16 protein-coding genes are annotated in these 16,580 nt (G+C 42.0%); 11 read left to right on the top strand and 5 right to left on the bottom strand.

The features are described from left to right. Window positions 1-40: 40 nt before the first annotated feature. The 3 genes from GPW69_RS08995 to GPW69_RS08985 are packed head-to-tail and all read right to left on the bottom strand — an operon-like array spanning window position 41 to window position 2,409. Window positions 41-457, bottom strand: coding sequence for a hypothetical protein (locus GPW69_RS08995; protein WP_074391658.1), 417 nt, complete (start codon window positions 455-457; stop codon window positions 41-43). Further along, complete coding sequence (locus tag GPW69_RS08990) at window positions 432-1,370, bottom strand: phosphodiester glycosidase family protein (protein WP_074391659.1); 939 nt, start codon at window positions 1,368-1,370, stop codon at window positions 432-434. The genes GPW69_RS08995 and GPW69_RS08990 overlap by 26 nt, the downstream gene beginning before the upstream one ends. After that, window positions 1,357-2,409 carry a bifunctional glycosyltransferase family 2/GtrA family protein gene (locus GPW69_RS08985; RefSeq protein ID WP_074391660.1) on the bottom strand — a complete coding sequence of 351 codons (1,053 nt, stop codon included), beginning with the start codon at window positions 2,407-2,409 and terminating at the stop codon, window positions 1,357-1,359. The genes GPW69_RS08990 and GPW69_RS08985 overlap by 14 nt, the downstream gene beginning before the upstream one ends. Before the next feature lie 225 nt (window positions 2,410-2,634). On the opposite strand from GPW69_RS08985, the gene GPW69_RS08980 reads away from it, so the two are divergent. The 6 genes from GPW69_RS08980 to GPW69_RS08955 all read left to right on the top strand — a co-directional run bounded on the left by GPW69_RS08980 (window position 2,635) and on the right by GPW69_RS08955 (window position 8,722). Continuing rightward, on the top strand, window positions 2,635-4,338 hold the full coding sequence (locus GPW69_RS08980) for an acetolactate synthase large subunit (protein WP_074391661.1): 1,704 nt from the start codon (window positions 2,635-2,637) through the stop codon (window positions 4,336-4,338). Next, window positions 4,331-4,807: an acetolactate synthase small subunit gene (ilvN, locus tag GPW69_RS08975; protein ID WP_074391662.1), complete on the top strand. Its 477-nt coding sequence runs from the start codon at window positions 4,331-4,333 to the stop codon at window positions 4,805-4,807. Before GPW69_RS08980 ends, ilvN begins: the two co-directional genes overlap by 8 nt. 140 nt (window positions 4,808-4,947) lie before the next feature. Beyond that, a complete protein-coding gene (ilvC, locus tag GPW69_RS08970; protein ID WP_074391663.1) occupies window positions 4,948-5,970 on the top strand; it encodes a ketol-acid reductoisomerase in 1,023 nt (340 codons plus the stop codon). 294 nt (window positions 5,971-6,264) lie between these two features. Beyond that, complete coding sequence (gene ilvA / locus GPW69_RS08965; RefSeq protein WP_044673916.1) at window positions 6,265-7,515, top strand: threonine ammonia-lyase IlvA; 1,251 nt, start codon at window positions 6,265-6,267, stop codon at window positions 7,513-7,515. 9 nt (window positions 7,516-7,524) lie between these two features. After that, window positions 7,525-8,430 (top strand): SPFH domain-containing protein, encoded by a 906-nt coding sequence (locus GPW69_RS08960; RefSeq protein ID WP_074391664.1) that lies wholly within the window; start codon window positions 7,525-7,527, stop codon window positions 8,428-8,430. Between the two features lie 82 nt (window positions 8,431-8,512). Next, window positions 8,513-8,722, top strand: coding sequence for a capsule biosynthesis transcriptional regulator (locus GPW69_RS08955; protein WP_009910800.1), 210 nt, complete (start codon window positions 8,513-8,515; stop codon window positions 8,720-8,722). Window positions 8,723-8,846: 124 nt separating this feature from the next. Here GPW69_RS08955 and GPW69_RS08950 read toward each other — a convergent pair whose 3' ends face one another. After that, a complete protein-coding gene (locus GPW69_RS08950; RefSeq protein WP_012775335.1) occupies window positions 8,847-9,590 on the bottom strand; it encodes an amino acid ABC transporter ATP-binding protein in 744 nt (247 codons plus the stop codon). Further along, window positions 9,583-11,148, bottom strand: a complete 1,566-nt coding sequence (locus tag GPW69_RS08945) for an ABC transporter substrate-binding protein/permease (protein WP_044673918.1) — start codon at window positions 11,146-11,148, stop codon at window positions 9,583-9,585. The genes GPW69_RS08950 and GPW69_RS08945 overlap by 8 nt, the downstream gene beginning before the upstream one ends. Before the next feature lie 126 nt (window positions 11,149-11,274). On the opposite strand from GPW69_RS08945, the gene GPW69_RS08940 reads away from it, so the two are divergent. The 5 genes from GPW69_RS08940 to sufD all read left to right on the top strand — a co-directional run bounded on the left by GPW69_RS08940 (window position 11,275) and on the right by sufD (window position 16,578). Next, window positions 11,275-12,111, top strand: a complete 837-nt coding sequence (locus tag GPW69_RS08940) for an undecaprenyl-diphosphate phosphatase (RefSeq protein ID WP_014638628.1) — start codon at window positions 11,275-11,277, stop codon at window positions 12,109-12,111. Window positions 12,112-12,238: 127 nt separating this feature from the next. Next, the gene (mecA, locus tag GPW69_RS08935; protein ID WP_074391665.1) at window positions 12,239-12,961 is read left to right on the top strand and encodes an adaptor protein MecA; all 723 of its coding nucleotides are present in this window, start codon (window positions 12,239-12,241) and stop codon (window positions 12,959-12,961) included. Continuing rightward, window positions 12,958-14,130: a glycosyltransferase family 4 protein gene (locus GPW69_RS08930; protein WP_024414291.1), complete on the top strand. Its 1,173-nt coding sequence runs from the start codon at window positions 12,958-12,960 to the stop codon at window positions 14,128-14,130. The genes mecA and GPW69_RS08930 overlap by 4 nt, the downstream gene beginning before the upstream one ends. Window positions 14,131-14,525: 395 nt before the next feature. Beyond that, on the top strand, window positions 14,526-15,299 hold the full coding sequence (sufC, locus tag GPW69_RS08925; protein WP_002938165.1) for a Fe-S cluster assembly ATPase SufC: 774 nt from the start codon (window positions 14,526-14,528) through the stop codon (window positions 15,297-15,299). 16 nt (window positions 15,300-15,315) lie between these two features. Continuing rightward, a complete protein-coding gene (sufD, locus tag GPW69_RS08920) occupies window positions 15,316-16,578 on the top strand; it encodes a Fe-S cluster assembly protein SufD (protein ID WP_074391935.1) in 1,263 nt (420 codons plus the stop codon). Window positions 16,579-16,580 lie beyond the last annotated feature (2 nt).

The following is a 16,580-nucleotide window of genomic DNA, read 5'->3' as shown; positions in this document are numbered from 1 at the left end:
CACCTAAAAATTTTAAGTGCCCTTATCATTTATTTGTAGATTAAGTGGTTGTTTTTCGGCGATTGTTTGCGGATGGATTGATGAAAAGACCGACTAACGATAGAACTAGGAAGGCTGCGCCGATGTACCAATAAGGTTGATCTAAGGTAGTTGAACGTCCAGATAGGTTGATAATGCCTAGGAGAAGGCAACCAGCTGTAATAGTTGCAACGCCAGAATTCCACAAATTATAGGAGAGACGTGAAAGAGTAGGTATAAGTTGCAGCAGACCGAGTAGCACAGCTCCGCCTATTAATGGTACACAGAACATATAATGCATAAAGACAGAGACTTCGCCATAGCTGAGACTTTCATAGATTCGACTGAAAATAAACAGGAAAGCTGTTATTGCTAAGTAGGAGATAAATGTTCTTGAAACTCTTGTAGTTGAATTAGTAACCGATGTAGACAATGTCACTCACCGCCCTTTCTGAGATAGTATTTCCATTTGTTGTTGGGTTGTTAATAACTTGACCGTTAAAGTAAAGAGTGGATGAACCACCGCCATCAAGGTTGTAGGCAGTTTGAGCACCATATTGTTTCATAACTTCTGCCAATTGATAGAGAGAGAGTCCTTCGCTTTCAGACGTACGTCCATCTGCTACGACGATGATATAATGATTTTCATCGATAATCCCGATAGCAGAACGAGGGTTGGATGACATTGCACGTCCAACTTCTGTTGAAGTATCGACGACAATTTCGCCGTTTTCGACCAATGATGGACCAAATGCTAAGAGGTTGACAACGCCCTTGTCAATCAATTCTTGGGCGGTAATCTCATTTTCATAAATGACCTCAAATGAGCCGTCTGCGTAGATGGCCAAGTCGCCATAAGATGCATTGTCCCGAACGGTGTCTCGATACAGAACTCTATTCTTAATAACATAACCAGTTGGGTTGGCTCCGTAGTAGTCACCATTAACCGCTAGAATGGCATTGTTTGCAGCCGCTGTTTCTGAGGTTTTAGCTGTTACGTTTGTACCGTAAGTGTTTTGTGCAAGTGCTGTTTTTAAATACTCGGGTGAGCTGACTTGAATATCTGCGACGTAAACAGTTGTGTTATTGGTGGTAATCGTCTCTAAATTTATCTGAATATTATCATCAGAGTAACTAGTATCAGTAGTAGATACATTGGTTGCTGTTGTGGTAGTGGTGGAAGACGAAGCTGTGGTCGTATTCTGCTCGCTCGTAGAAGTAGCATTGCTTGCTGAGACGGTTGTTATCGCTTCAGAAATGACGAAGGTTTTTAACATGGAGTAAGTAAAGCCTCCTGTCAAAAGCATTCCGAAGATGGATGCGTAGGCAAAGGGTTTTTTAAGCAATTTCATGGGAAAATGATTTCCTTTCTTTAAAAATAATATTCTTTTGAACAAACCAAGAAGCTAGGAAAAGGAAGATACCAACTGCAAGTTTGACAATGTAGAGGTTGAGTCCTAGAATTTGGTGGAAGAGATAGAGGAGGGCTGTATCGCAAAGGAAGAGGACAAGGGCTAGCGTAAAGTAGCCTGCGCCTGTTCGTGCGATGCTCTCTTCATTGTTAAAGACTAATTTCTTATTAAGTGCAAAATTGCAGGTAGCGCTACAAATGCGAGCAATCGTGTTTGCGACCAATAAGCGTACAGCAGTTGGTAAGCTAGTGAGTAGCAATAAGGCAAGTGCATATACTCCGTAGTCAACTAGAAATCCACCAAAAGATGTCAGGGCAAATTTGAAGAGATTTTTGTAAACGAGCAGCCCATCTTTTATGGGACGAAAATGCGAACTGGCATTATCATCGATATAAATGGTTTGGATTGGAACTTCCGTAATTTTATAGCGTTGACTTGCCTGAGTTAACATGTTCATCTCGTACTCATAGCGATCGCCTTCAATATCTAACATGAATGGAATTAAGTCAGTATGGAATCCACGCAAGCCTGTTTGTGTGTCGGACACATTGACACCAGTTTGCAGTCTAAACAATACTCTGGTTAGTTTGTTACCAAAACGACTCCGAAAGGGAATGTCTTTGGTAAATTGACGAACACCAAGAATCAGGCGACTTGGCAAATTCATAGCTGCACGGGCGATGCGGTCAATATCATTCACAGCATGTTGACCATCTGCGTCAGCAGTTACGATAACACCTGGTTTTCTCAAATCTTGGATGAAACTAAAGGCTGTTCGCAAGGCTTGGCCTTTTCCTTTATTGACATCATGGTGTAGAACAATTGCATAGGTTTTGGCGATTTCAAGAATATTTTTGGATGCGCCAGTACTACCATCATCCACAACGATGACCTGACAATTTAGCCTGTTTTTCATTATTTCTAATAGTTGGATTAATTTTTCATCTGGCTGGTAAGCCGGTATCACTACATAATACATATCCTAAACCTCATTTATTTTTCTTGTTGGGACTACTATACTGAAGTTTTCTAAAAGCAAGCTAAAACCAAGCCAGTCAAGGGATTTGCTTAAGTTTTGCTTAAGAAAACGTTAGGAAATGGTTAAGAAAACGAACAAATGTAGGAATTTTCAGAAAATTCCTTGACATTCTACTTCCTTGTGATATTATAGTAGATAACAAATTTGCAGAGAGGAGGAATATTCGTGCAAGAAATTCAACTAGACCAACCGCGTTCGGGGTCCTATCTCATTTTGGACACCCTGCATCAGCTAGGAGTAGACCTTGTTTTTGGTTATCCTGGTGGGGCAGTTTTGCCTCTATATGATGCTATCTATCAATATGAGGGAATCCAGCATATTTTGGCTCGTCATGAACAAGGAGCGGTCCACGAGGCCGAAGGATACGCTAAATCATCAGGAAAGGTGGGCGTAGCCATTGTAACCTCTGGGCCAGGAGCAACCAATGCCATTACAGGCATTGCGGATGCAATGGGTGATAGTGTTCCTCTTTTAGTTTTTACTGGTCAAGTCGCAACACGTGGTATCGGTAAAGATGCTTTTCAGGAAGCAGATGTCTTGGGGATGACAATGCCGATTACCAAGTACAATTACCAAATTCGGGATACGGCAGATATTCCTAGAGTCATCACAGAAGCTCTCCATATTGCAACAACAGGGAGACCGGGTCCCGTTGTTATTGATGTTCCAAAAGACATCCAAGAAAGAGTTGTTGATTTTTATCATGACCCAACTCTACACCTACCAAGTTATCAGCCAACGATTGAACCAAATGGTTTGCAGGTTAAGAAAATTTTGAAACAGCTTAGCCAAGCTCAAAAACCAGTTATATTGGCTGGTGGTGGTGTCAATTATGCAGATGCCAATAAAGAATTAGTTGCCTTTGCAGAGCGCTACCGTATTCCAGTAGTTTCAACCCTCCTTGGATTAGGTGCAATGTCCATTGAGCATGAATTATCCTTGGCTATGGGGGGGATGCACGGTTCATACGCTGCCAATATGGCTATGGATCAGGCTGATTACATTATCAATATTGGAGCGCGATTCGATGACCGCCTAACAGGAAATCCAACAACCTATGCGCCAAATGCGACGGTAGCACATATTGATATTGATCCCGCAGAAATTGGTAAAGTTGTCAAAACGGCTATTCCAGTAGTAGGCGATGCTAAGGCAACCTTGAAAGCTCTACTTGCTTTAGAAATAGTTGAAACAGGCTATGCTGATTGGACGGCACAAGTATTGGAAAACAAACGTCGGGCGCCATTTTGGTATGATGAAGATGAAAAGGTTATTAAGCCACAGGCGGCAATTGAATTAATTGGTCAGTTGACGCAAGGGGATGCCATTGTCGTGACAGATGTTGGTCAGCATCAAATGTGGGCTGCCCAATTCTACCCCTACAAACATGCACGTCAACTTGTAACATCTGGTGGCATGGGGACCATGGGCTTTGGTATTCCTGCAGCTATCGGCGCCAAATTAGCCAATCCAGATAAAGAAGTAATCATCTTTGTTGGTGATGGCGGTTTCCAAATGACCAACCAAGAATTGGCTATTTTGAATGGCTATGGTGTACCGATTAAGGTCGTATTGATCAATAACCACTCTCTTGGAATGGTTCGTCAATGGCAGGAATCCTTCTATGAAAAGCGTCGTAGCCAATCTGTATTTGACGATGAACCGAATTTCCAATTGTTGGCAGAAGCTTATGGCATTAGTCATTATAGTTTTGACAATCCAGCGACTCTAAGTGAAGACATGAAAGTTATCTTAGAAGATAAACCAATGCTCATAGAGGTTCATATTTCTAATCGTGAACATGTTCAACCGATGGTGCCAGCAGGTAAGAGTAATGCAGAGATGTTGGGGGTGAAGTTCAATGCGTAGAATGTTAACAGCTAAATTACGAAATTCATCAGGCGTCCTCAACCGCTTTACGGGTATTCTATCTCGTCGCCAAATCAATATTGAGTCCATCTCCGTCGGCCCAACAGAAGTAGATGGCATCTCACGTGTGACGGTGATTGTAGACGTGACCAGTCACGATGAGGTCGAACAAATCATCAAACAGCTGAACCGCTTGATTGATGTGGTCCGTGTCCGTGATTTGACGGATATACCCCACTTAGAGCGTGAGGTGATTCTTGTCAAAATGTCAGCTCCGCCAACAAAACGAGCAGAAATTTTAGCGATTATCCAACCCTTTAGAGCAAATGTTGTCGATGTGGCACCTCACTCTATTACCATCCAAATGACAGGTGACGGAGATAAGATTGACGCCCTCCTGCGCGTGATTCAGCCTTACGGCATTAAGAATATCGCAAGAACGGGTGCGACTGGCTTTAGTAGAGACTAATCCTCTTCGATAATCAATCCTATACTGCGTTGACTTGGCTTGATGAACGTTAGTTCTATCTTCGCCTACATCGCCTAGTCTAGCCTTCATTTTCTTTGAGCATCCAACCTTATAAATAAAAAAATAGAAAAGAGAATCTTATGACAGTAACAATGCAATATGAAAAAGATGTAACAGTAGCAGCACTTGACGGTAAACGTATCGCCGTTATCGGTTATGGTTCACAAGGTCATGCCCATGCCCAAAACTTGCGTGATACAGGACACGATGTCATCATCGGTGTGCGTGCAGGTAAGTCATTTGACAAGGCAAAAGAAGACGGTTTTGAAACTTTTGAAGTAGCAGAAGCAGCAAAACAAGCAGATGTCATCATGATCTTGGCTCCAGACGAAATCCAAGCTGACCTTTACAATGAAGAAATCGCTCCAAATTTGGAAGCGGGCAATGCCCTTGGTTTTGCCCATGGTTTCAACGTTCACTTTAAATTTATCAAGGTACCAGCAGATGTGGATGTCTTCATGTGTGCACCAAAAGGTCCAGGTCACTTGGTACGCCGTACCTTTGAAGAAGGTTTTGGAGTACCAGCCCTCTATGCTGTTTACCAAGATGCAACTGGCAATGCAAAACATATTGCGATGGACTGGGCAAAAGGTGTTGGTTCAGCCCGTGTTGGTCTTCTAGAAACAACTTTCAAGGAAGAAACGGAAGAAGACTTGTTTGGTGAGCAAGCTGTTCTCTGCGGTGGTTTGACAGCCCTTATGCAGGCAGGTTTTGAAGTCTTGACAGAAGCAGGTTATGCACCAGAATTGGCTTATTTCGAAGTTCTCCACGAGATGAAACTTATCGTTGACCTTGTCTACGAAGGTGGCTTTAAGAAAATGCGCCAATCTATCTCAAACACTGCTGAATTCGGTGACTATGTATCAGGCCCACGTGTAATTACAGACCAAGTCAAAGAAAACATGAAGGCAGTCCTTGCAGATATTCAATCTGGTAAATTTGCAAATGAATTTGTAAATGACTATAAAGCAGGCCGTCCACGTATGGAAGCTTATCGTAAAGAAGCAGAGAATCTTGAAATCGAAAAAGTAGGTGCAGAACTCCGCAAAGCAATGCCATTTGTCGGACGCAATGATGACGACGCATTCAAAATCTATAATTAAACACTATCAAGGTAGATAGGGTGATAGTCAGCTTTACTTTGAGTGATGGCAATACATTTAAGGTTTGAGTTGGCAGATGAGGGGATGTCATTCCCTTTTTCCCCTATCTCCGAAAATGAATAAAAGAGCTGGTTTTCCCAGCTCTTTTGCCCATTTTGTTCATAAATAGATTTTTATAAAATTAAACATTCGTTTTCTGTTGAATAACATGCTAGTAGCTTGAATATAAGTCTAATTGCTAGGATTTTTCAGGGAATATTGGTACAATAAATATAGAAAGAAATTAATGGAACTATGATTACAGCAAAAAATGTAGAACAAGCATACTCCGTTCTTAAGCGCGTGGTAGTACGTACCCCCTTGGATTATAGTCGATACTTGTCGGAAAAATATGGTGCAACTATTTATTTAAAAAGAGAAAATGAACAGCGTGTTCGCTCTTTTAAAATTCGAGGAGCCTATTATGCTATTTCACAATTGACAGATGATGAGAAGTCACGCGGAGTGGTCTGTGCTTCAGCCGGAAACCATGCTCAAGGTGTGGCCTATACCTGTCAGGAAATGCAAATTCCTGCTACGATTTTTATGCCCATTACAACTCCGCAACAAAAAATAGGGCAGGTTAAATTTTTCGGAGGAGACTACGTAGAGATTCGGCTCGTAGGTGATACCTTCGATGAGTCAGCCAAGGCAGCACAAGATTATACTCAGGAAAGTGGGAAAACCTTTATAGACCCATTCGATGATGAAAATGTGCAGGCTGGTCAGGGAACAGTAGCCTATGAAATCTTGGAAGAAGCGGAGGAGCAAACCATTAGTTTTGACCAAATTTTAGTTCCCATAGGAGGAGGTGGTCTGGTTGCAGGCGTTTCGGCCTATCTGAAAGAACATGCACCTGAAATTAAGATTGTTGGTGTTGAAGCAAGTGGGGCACGGTCAATGAAAGCGGCTTTTGATAAAGGTCGTCCGGTTAAATTAGACCAAATTGATAAATTTGCTGACGGTATTGCGGTACAGAAAGTTGGTAAGTCGACCTACGAAGTGGCTCGGAAATACGTAGATCGCCTGATTGGTGTGGATGAAGGATGGATTTCTGGGACTATTTTAGACCTCTATTCTAAGCTGGGTATTGTTGCTGAGCCAGCAGGAGCAGCAACGATTGCAGCTCTTGAGGTAGTCAAGGACCAAATCAAGGGGCAAACCATTTGTTGTATCATTTCTGGTGGTAATAACGACATCAACAGGATGCCGGAAATGGAGGAACGTGCGCTTATCTACGAGGGAATTAAACACTACTTTGTTGTTAATTTTCCACAACGTCCAGGGGCTCTTCGTGAATTTGTAAATGATATTCTAGGGCCAAATGATGATATTACTCGTTTTGAATATATCAAACGTGCCAATAAGGGAACAGGGCCGGTTCTAATCGGTATTGCCCTAGGAGATAAAACAGATTATATGCAGTTTATTTCTCGCTTGGAAGAGTTTGATCCCCAGTACATCAATCTTCATGAAAATGATTCGCTTTATAAAATGCTAGTTTAGGAGGTCATTATGGTGCTTGGTCCAATTGTTTTTATTGGTAGTTTCTTGTTCTTTGTACTGATTGCTTTGATTTTGATTGCTTCAGGGCTATACGTTGTCAAGCAGCAGACGGTCGCTATTATTGAGCGCTTTGGGAAATACCAAAAAACATCCACTTCAGGTATTAACTTTAAAATACCATTTGGAGTCGATGTCATCGCAGCCCGCATTCAATTGCGTATGTTGCAAAGTGAAATTGTGGTAGAAACTAAGACGCAGGATAATGTTTTTGTCACAATGAATGTGGCAACTCAATATCGAGTAAATGAAAATAATGTGACGGATGCCTATTACAAGCTCATGCACCCAGAAGCACAGATTAAGTCCTATATTGAAGATGCCCTGCGTTCATCTGTACCTAAATTGACCCTGGATGAGCTCTTCGAGAAAAAGGATGAGATTGCACTTGAGGTACAAAAACAAGTAGCAGAAGAAATGTCAACCTACGGTTATGTTATTGTCAAAACCTTAATTACCAAGGTAGAGCCAGACGCCGAGGTTAAGCAATCTATGAATGAAATTAACGCAGCTCAGCGGAAACGGGTTGCGGCCCAGGAATTGGCAGAAGCTGACAAGATTAAAATTGTCACAGCAGCAGAAGCGGAAGCTGAAAAGGATCGCTTGCATGGTGTAGGTATTGCACAACAACGTAAGGCGATTGTAGACGGACTGGCAGATTCGATTTGTGAACTGAAAGAATCAAATGTTAGCCTATCTGAAGAGCAGATTATGTCTATCTTGCTGACCAACCAATACTTGGATACTCTCAATAATTTTGCACAAGGAGGTAATCAAACCATTTTCCTTCCTGCGAATCCGGAAGGAGTAGAAGATATCAGAACACAACTACTATCATCTCTTAAAGTAAAATCATAGTAAAAACCGAACAATTTGCTTGACAAAATAGGTTTATCTGTATTATACTTAATTGCACGAATAAAAAAGAAAGGGGTTTCTAATGACTAGTTACGAAAAAGTAGCCGCTGTTGTCGGCTGGGTTCGTGAAAAGAAAATCACAGGTTACCGTATCAGTAAGGAAACAAATGCTCGTGAAATGTCAGTTATCGCTCTTGCACAAGGTCGCGCTAAGATTGACAATATTTCATTTGCAACTGCCTTGGGTCTGATTGATTTTTACGACAAAAACCACAAGAAATTTGAAAACTAATCTAAATGGTTTCATTTAGAGATGTCCAAAAAGAGGAATTTTGCGATTCCTCTTTTTTTTAGTCTAAAAAAACTTACCAGCTTTGAAACTGGTAAGTAATAGTCTTCTATGGAACAGATTGAGTTTATCCAAGGAAACGCTGAAGGAATTCACGTGTGCGTTCTTCCTGGGGATTTTCAAAGATTTGCTGTGGGCTGCCTTCTTCGGCGATGACACCCTTATCCATAAAGATAACGCGGTCAGATACGTCACGGGCAAATTCCATTTCGTGAGTTACGATAAGCATCGTCAATCCTGATTTTGCCAAATCTTGCATGGTTTTGAGAACTTCCCCGACCATCTCTGGATCGAGAGCAGAAGTCGGCTCATCAAAGAGGATAACTTCTGGGTCAACAGATAGGGCGCGTGCAATGGCCACACGTTGTTTCTGTCCACCAGAGAGTTGACTTGGTTTGGCTTGCCAGTACTGTTCGGTCATGCCAACCTTGTTGAGATTTTCTTTGGCGATTTTCTCTGCCTCAGCTCGATCTCGTTTCAGTACCGTAGTTTGTGCTACAATGGCATTTTCCAATACATTTAGATTGTTGAAAAGGTTGAAGGATTGGAATACCATACCTAGTTTTTCACGGTAAGTCGTCAAATCATATCCTTTAGCCAAAACATCTTGTCCGTGGTATAGAATCTGTCCTTCTGTTGGTGTTTCCAAAAGGTTGATAGAACGGAGGAAGGTTGATTTTCCCGAACCAGATGAACCGATGATTGAGATAACCTCGCCCTTTTCAACGCTAATAGAGATGTCTTTGAGGACTTGATTTTGTCCGTATGATTTCTTTAGATTTTTGATTTCAAGAATTACATTTTTAGTCATGTGGCACCTCGACTTGCATTTGGTTTGCACCTGTTGTGTATGTATCTGTATCAAAATGCTTTTCAATTGCGCGTAAGATACGTGTCACAGTAAAGGTTAGAATGAAGTAGATAATAGCAATAACCGTAAAGGTTTGGAAATATTGATAGGTTTGGGTTGCGACAGTATTTCCTGAGAAATAGAGTTCAACAACTGAGATAACGTTCAATACAGAAGTATCTTTGATATTGATGACAAATTCATTACCAGTCGCTGGTAAGATGTTACGAATAACCTGTGGAAGGACAATCTTACGCATGGTCTGATTATGGGTAAATCCGAGAGCAGTAGCAGCTTCAAATTGGCCCTTATCGACGGCAAAGATACCACCGCGGACAATCTCACTCATGTAGGCACCTGTGTTGATGGATACAATGAAGATAGCGGCAAGTGTGCGGTCAAGATTGAGTCCGAATGCTTGGGCGGTACCATAGTAAATAACCATGGATTGTACAATCATCGGCGTACCACGGAAAATTTCGATGTAGATATTGATAATCCAACCGAGTACTTTTTGACCAATAGCAAGCGCCTTATTTGCTGCTTTTGGAGCTGTACGGAAGACACCAATGAGGAGACCGATAGCAGTACCGATAATTGTACCGAGGATGGAAATGAGTAATGTCATCCCAGTTCCGCGCAGAAGTTGTTGCCAGTTGTTAACAACAATATTCCAAACTTGGGCGAAGAAACTAGGTGTTTCGCCCTCGCTGGCTTCTTCAACGGGTTGGTTTTCAATCATATCATCCATAAGTGCGATTTGCTCTTCTTCTGAAATAGTTGCTAAGACTTCGTTGACCTGAGTGATACGAGCGTCATCTTTGCGCATACCGACAGCAATGGTCACGTCTTCGGCATTGGTTTCAAAACTGTCTGCCAATTCAACCATTTTGAAAGCTTTATTTGCAGCTTCTGCTGTACGACCTTCTGGACGTTCAGAAACATAGGCGTCAATAATGCCAGATTCTAAAGCTTGACGGATTTGGGAGAAATCTCCCATGGCAGTCTGTTTGTTAGCCCCTTCAATTTGGTCAATCAAATCATAGAGGTAAACCCCTTGCTGGGCAGTGATTTTTGCGCCAGCAAAATCTGCCAAGCTGGTTGCGTTTGCGTACTGACTATCAGAACGAACAACCAGGGTAGGAATTGAAGTGTAGTAGCTATCTGAGAAGGCGATTTCTTTCTTGCGCTCTTCTGTCGGGCTCATACCGGCGATAATCATATCGATTTTACCCGATGTAAGAGCAGGGACCAACCCTTCCCACTTGGTTTTAACAACCAAGAGTTCTTTGTCCATGGATGCAGCGATTTTTTTTGCAACCTGAACATCATATCCGTTGGCAAATTGATTGGTTCCCTCAATAGGAACGGCACCGTTGCTATCATTTTCTTGGGTCCAGTTAAATGGTGCGTAGGCGGCTTCCATACCGACCCGCAGGTATTCGTCTGCCCGAACCCCTGTTGTTACAGAAAAAACAGCGATTAGGATCAGCAGAAATATACTGAGTTTACGTTTCATAATGTCTCCTTTAAAATGCTATTACACCATTTTATTAAAAATTCTGACAAATTTCAATATCCTTGTACTATGAATAGGGAGTTTTTTTATGATATAATGTAGAGAATTGATGAAAAGGAGCTTTTTATGCTATTGGAATTGTTGAAGGCTATATTTTTAGGAATCATTGAAGGGGTAACGGAATGGTTGCCAGTTTCTTCAACTGGGCATTTAATTTTGGTTCAAGAGTTCGTGAAATTAAATCAAAGTAAGAACTTCCTAGAAATGTTTAATATTGTCATTCAGCTAGGAGCAATTCTAGCAGTTATGACTATTTACTTTAAAAAATTGAATCCATTTCAGCCTGGAAAAACCAAGCGTGATATTCAATTGACTTGGCAATTATGGGCCAAGGTTGTCATTGCCTGTATTCCGTCCATCCTAATTGCAGTCCCGTTGGATAATTGGTTTGAAGCGCACTTCAATTTTATGGTACCGATTGCGATTGCTTTGATTGTCTACGGTATTGCCTTTATTTGGATTGAGAACCGTAACAGAGGTGTAGAGCCACAGGTGACGGACTTAGCGAAAATGTCTTATAAAACTGCCTTGTTGATTGGGTGTTTCCAGGTCTTAAGTATCGTTCCGGGGACTAGTCGCTCAGGTGCGACCATTCTGGGAGCAATCATTTTGGGGACCAGCCGATCTGTGGCGGCAGATTTTACCTTCTTCCTTGGGATTCCAACCATGTTTGGTTATAGTGGCTTGAAGGCTGTTAAATATTTCTTAGATGGCAATAGCCTGAATATGGAGCAGGTATGGCTCTTGTTAGTCGCTAGTGTGACGGCTTACTTGGTATCCTTAGTTGTTATTCGTTTCTTGACAGACTTTGTTAAAAAACATGATTTCACGGTTTTTGGTTACTACCGCATCATTTTAGGGGCGATTTTATTGGTTTATGCCTTTATCACATTTTTATTTTAAGAGCAGGGAGACCTGCTTTTCTTTTGTCTTTCGAGCTTGGTTTTAGTATAATGGTGGAAGATATGTATGAGTATTGAAAATGATCAATCAATTTTAAGAAATTGATGAATCAATGAATGAGGTAGTTATGAAAGTAAAGCAAATTAGTGATTCAACCTTGAAAATCACTATAAAATTAGATGATTTGGAAGAGAGAGGAATGGAACTTTCGGACTTTCTCATTCCGCAAGAAAAGACAGAGGAGTTCTTCTATACTGTTTTGGATGAATTGGATTTACCAATGACTTTCCGAGAAAGCGGTATGCTGAGTTTTCGTGTAACTCCGAAGCCAGATCGGGTGGACATATTTGTTACCAAGTCTGATTTGGATCAGAGCTTGAATTTCGATGAATTTACAGATTTGTCGGAACTTGGTGATGTCGCAAGTATGACTCCAGATGAGTTTTTCAAGAGTTTGGAGCAAACCGTTCGTGAGAAAAGTGCACCGGATGCAACAGCCGTTCGTCATTTGGAAGAGGTAGAGCAAGAGGAAGAAGTAGATGAAGAGGAGCAGGAGCGCTATATTTACTATATTTTGGAATTTCCAACGATAGAGGATCTGTTTACTTTTGTTGGTACGGTTGATTATCCAGTAGAAGAATCGGAATTATATAAAATGGATGGTCACTACTATTTGACCGTTCTTATCAATGTAGAAAATTGTTCCAAGCAGTATCCAGGCTACATTCTCTCACGGATGTTGGAATTTACCAATGATACTAAGTTGACCAGACCTGCTTTACAAGAACACGGAACTTTGATGCTTCCGCTTGCGGCAATCGAGGAGCTTAGGAAGGTTCCGACAGTATGATTCCTTTTGCTCTAAAATACATAATGGTCATTATTACAACCATGGTCATATCAGCCATTGCGACCCCCTTGGTTCGTTTTATGTCCCTGAGGGTTGGAGCAGTCGATAATCCCAATGCACGGCGGATAAATAAGGTGCCCATGCCTTCAGCGGGAGGTCTGGCCATCTTTGTGGCATTTACCATTTCTGTCCTATGGTTTTTACCAGGAATTGTTACCCGTGTCAATTACCATGGCACTTACTTGCATTATATCTGGCCCCTGGTCCTAGCATCCAGCATTATCGTTCTTACGGGATTCATTGATGATGTCAAGGAGCTAAAGCCTGCTCCTAAAATGTTTGGTATTCTAGCTGCAGCGACGATCATTTGGATTTTTACGGAATTTCGTTTTGATAGCTTTAAAATTCCTTTTGGAGGACCTTTCCTTCAATTCCCTGTCTGGCTCTCTTTTCTATTAACGGTCCTTTGGATTGTTTCCATTACGAATGCAGTCAACTTGATTGATGGTCTGGATGGTCTGGTTTCGGGAGTATCGATTATTTCCTTGACAACGATGGGAATTGTGTCTTATTTCTTTTTGCATGATAGCAATATTTTTTTGACCTTAACCATCTTTGTTTTGGTTGCGGCGATTGTTGGTTTTTTACCTTATAACTATAATCCCGCCATCATTTATCTTGGCGATACAGGAGCCCTTTTCATTGGGTTTATGATTGGAGTCTTGTCGCTTCAAGGACTGAAAAATTCGACAGCTGTTGCAGTGGTTACTCCGATGATTATTCTTGGAGTGCCTATTACGGATACTGTAGTAGCCATCATTCGTCGAAAATTGTCTGGGCAAAAAATCTATGAAGCAGATAAGATGCATCTGCATCATAGATTGCTCTCTCTGGGACTTACTCATCGTGGCACAGTATTGGTGATTTACGCCATCTCTTTCTTATTCTCCCTGACCTCTCTTTTGCTCAATGTTTCGAGTCGAATAGGGGGGATTCTCCTATTGGTGACCATGGGACTGGGGATTGAGATTCTCTGTGAATTGATTGGCATCTTTGGTATCAATAGAACTCCGTTGCTCAATCTTCTTCGTTTTATTGGTAATAGTAGTTACCGTCAAGAAAAAATCGCAAAGTATAAAAAGTGCTACGAAGAGAAAAAAAGAAAATAAGAATCTTTCTAAACAAGATAAGAGCCGTCAGGCTCTTTTTTTGATATAATATAGTGGATATGATTAATTAAAATTGTCAGAAAAGACTATTTTATAGATTAACACTCTCTGAAAATCATCATTAACAAGAAAAGAGGCTGGGCTCAAGCCCCGCACCGCTTTTCAAAGTTAGCGTCAACATCTCAATGCAGTGGTGGTTAACAGCCCAGTGGAGTGAAACAGTCTGGGAATAGACTGTTTCAGCTCAACAACTAGAAATAAAGACTTGTTGACGAACTCTTCTATGAATGGTCGGGTTCTTTCCCACTGCCAAAGTTGAGTCTTATCGGTGTATCTAGTTAGCTTGGTCAGTTAATGTGGTTTTTGAAGAGGACAAAAATGAAAAGGAGCACAGCATGTCAGTATTAGAAATCAAAGACCTTCATGTGGAAATTGAAGGCAAAGAAATCTTGAAGGGTGTGAATTTGACCCTTAAAACAGGTGAAATTGCAGCCATCATGGGACCGAACGGAACAGGGAAATCCACCCTTTCAGCAGCCATCATGGGCAATCCAAGTTATGAAGTGACCCAAGGTGAGATTCTGTTTGACGGTGTCAATATTTTAGAATTAGAAGTCGATGAACGTGCCCGCATGGGACTCTTCTTGGCTATGCAATACCCGTCAGAAATTCCAGGGATCACCAATGCAGAGTTCCTCCGTGCTGCTATGAATGCTGGTAAGGAAGATGAAGACAAGATTTCTGTCCGTGATTTCATTACTAAGTTGGATGAAAAAATGGAACTCCTCAATATGAAAGAGGAAATGGCAGAACGTTACCTCAACGAAGGATTCTCAGGTGGTGAGAAAAAACGCAATGAGATTTTGCAACTGCTCATGTTGGAGCCAACCTTTGCCCTTCTTGATGAGATTGACTCAGGATTGGACATTGATGCGCTTAAAGTCGTGTCAAAAGGAATCAATGCTATGCGTGGTGAAGGCTTCGGTGCCATGATTATCACCCACTACCAACGCTTGCTCAACTACATCACACCAGACGTTGTCCATGTCATGATGGAAGGCCGTGTCGTGCTTTCAGGCGGACCAGAATTGGCACAACGCTTGGAAAAAGAAGGATATGTCCAAGTTGCAGCAGAGCTTGGCATCGACTACAAAGAAGATGACATTTAAGTCTTTGGAGGAAGCTATGACCAAAGAAAAAATTCAAGAATTTTCAGCCTTGCAGGCAGAACCAACTTGGTTGACAGACCTGCGTCTTAAGGCTTTTGACAAAATAGCAGAGCTGGACTTGCCAGTTATTGAGCGGGTCAAATTTCACCGCTGGAACCTTGGTGACGGAAGTTTAGCTACAAATGATGAAATCGGGGCAGTTCCAGATTTTACAGCCATCGGTGACAATCCTATGCTGGTACAGGTTGGCAGCCAAACTGTTCTAGAGCAGTTGCCGGTTGACCTTGTAGAGAAGGGTGTAGTCTTTACAGACTTCGCATCGGCTATGGACATCATTCCAGATGTACTTGAAAAATACATCGGCGCTGCCGTAGCCTACGACGAGCACAAGTTAGCGGCTTACAACACAGCCTATTTTAACGCAACAGCTGTCCTCTACGTACCAGATAATGTTGAAATCGACCAGCCAGTTGAGGCCCTTTTCTACCAAGACAGCACTAGTCCAGTTGCCTTTAACAAACGTGTCCTCATCATCGCAGGAAAAAATGCCAAGCTTAATTATCTAGAGCGCTTTGAAAGTCTGGGCAACGGAGCAGCAGCGACTTCAGCCAATATTGTTGTGGAAGTAATTGCTCTTGCTGGTAGCCAAATCAAGTTTGCGGCCATTGACCGCCTTGGTAAGCATTTGGATACCTACCTCAACCGTCGTGGCTATCTCGGAAACGATGCAACGATTGACTGGGCGATTGGTCTGCTCAACGAAGGAAATGTGGTTGCCGATTTGGACAGCGAATTGAAAGGAAACGGCAGTCATGCCAACCTCAAAGTTGTCGGCCTTTCATCTGGTCGTCAGGTACAAGGTGTGGATACGCGCGTGACCAACTATGGTCATAATTCGGTCGGACACATCCTGCAACATGGGGTTATCTTAGAAAGCGGAACCTTGACCTTCAATGGTATCGGACACATTGTTCGTGGTGCTAAAGGTGCAGATGCCCAGCAGGAAAGCCGTGTCCTCATGCTGTCTGACAAGGCTCGCTCCGATGCCAACCCAATTCTCCTTATCGATGAGAATGAGGTCACAGCTGGACACGCAGCCTCAATCGGTCAGGTAGATCCAGAAGACATGTACTACCTCATGAGTCGTGGTCTGGACCGAGTAACTGCTGAACGCTTGGTTGTTCGCGGTTTCCTTGGCGCAGTCATTACCGAAATTCCTGTCAAGGAAGTTCGTGACCAACTGATTGCCGTAATTGAAGAAAAACTAACAAAGAGATAAGA

It is taken from the genome of Streptococcus suis, from assembly GCF_902702775.1.
Lineage (GTDB): Bacteria > Bacillota > Bacilli > Lactobacillales > Streptococcaceae > Streptococcus > Streptococcus hashimotonensis.
The sequence above is the reverse complement of the archived record's forward strand: the minus strand, read 5'-3'. Positions and strand labels throughout refer to the sequence as shown.

Coding starts and splice junctions, on each gene's coding strand:
- GPW69_RS08990 (WP_074391659.1), bottom strand. CDS start 1,370: ATGAAATTGCTTAAAAAACCCTTTGCCTACGCATCCATCTTCGGAATG.
- GPW69_RS08985 (WP_074391660.1), bottom strand. CDS start 2,409: ATGTATTATGTAGTGATACCGGCTTACCAGCCAGATGAAAAATTAATC.
- ilvN (WP_074391662.1), top strand. CDS start 4,331: ATGCGTAGAATGTTAACAGCTAAATTACGAAATTCATCAGGCGTCCTC.
- ilvC (WP_074391663.1), top strand. CDS start 4,948: ATGACAGTAACAATGCAATATGAAAAAGATGTAACAGTAGCAGCACTT.
- ilvA (WP_044673916.1), top strand. CDS start 6,265: ATGATTACAGCAAAAAATGTAGAACAAGCATACTCCGTTCTTAAGCGC.
- GPW69_RS08960 (WP_074391664.1), top strand. CDS start 7,525: ATGGTGCTTGGTCCAATTGTTTTTATTGGTAGTTTCTTGTTCTTTGTA.
- GPW69_RS08955 (WP_009910800.1), top strand. CDS start 8,513: ATGACTAGTTACGAAAAAGTAGCCGCTGTTGTCGGCTGGGTTCGTGAA.
- GPW69_RS08950 (WP_012775335.1), bottom strand. CDS start 9,590: ATGACTAAAAATGTAATTCTTGAAATCAAAAATCTAAAGAAATCATAC.
- GPW69_RS08945 (WP_044673918.1), bottom strand. CDS start 11,148: ATGAAACGTAAACTCAGTATATTTCTGCTGATCCTAATCGCTGTTTTT.
- GPW69_RS08940 (WP_014638628.1), top strand. CDS start 11,275: ATGCTATTGGAATTGTTGAAGGCTATATTTTTAGGAATCATTGAAGGG.
- mecA (WP_074391665.1), top strand. CDS start 12,239: ATGAAAGTAAAGCAAATTAGTGATTCAACCTTGAAAATCACTATAAAA.
- GPW69_RS08930 (WP_024414291.1), top strand. CDS start 12,958: ATGATTCCTTTTGCTCTAAAATACATAATGGTCATTATTACAACCATG.
- sufC (WP_002938165.1), top strand. CDS start 14,526: ATGTCAGTATTAGAAATCAAAGACCTTCATGTGGAAATTGAAGGCAAA.
- sufD (WP_074391935.1), top strand. CDS start 15,316: ATGACCAAAGAAAAAATTCAAGAATTTTCAGCCTTGCAGGCAGAACCA.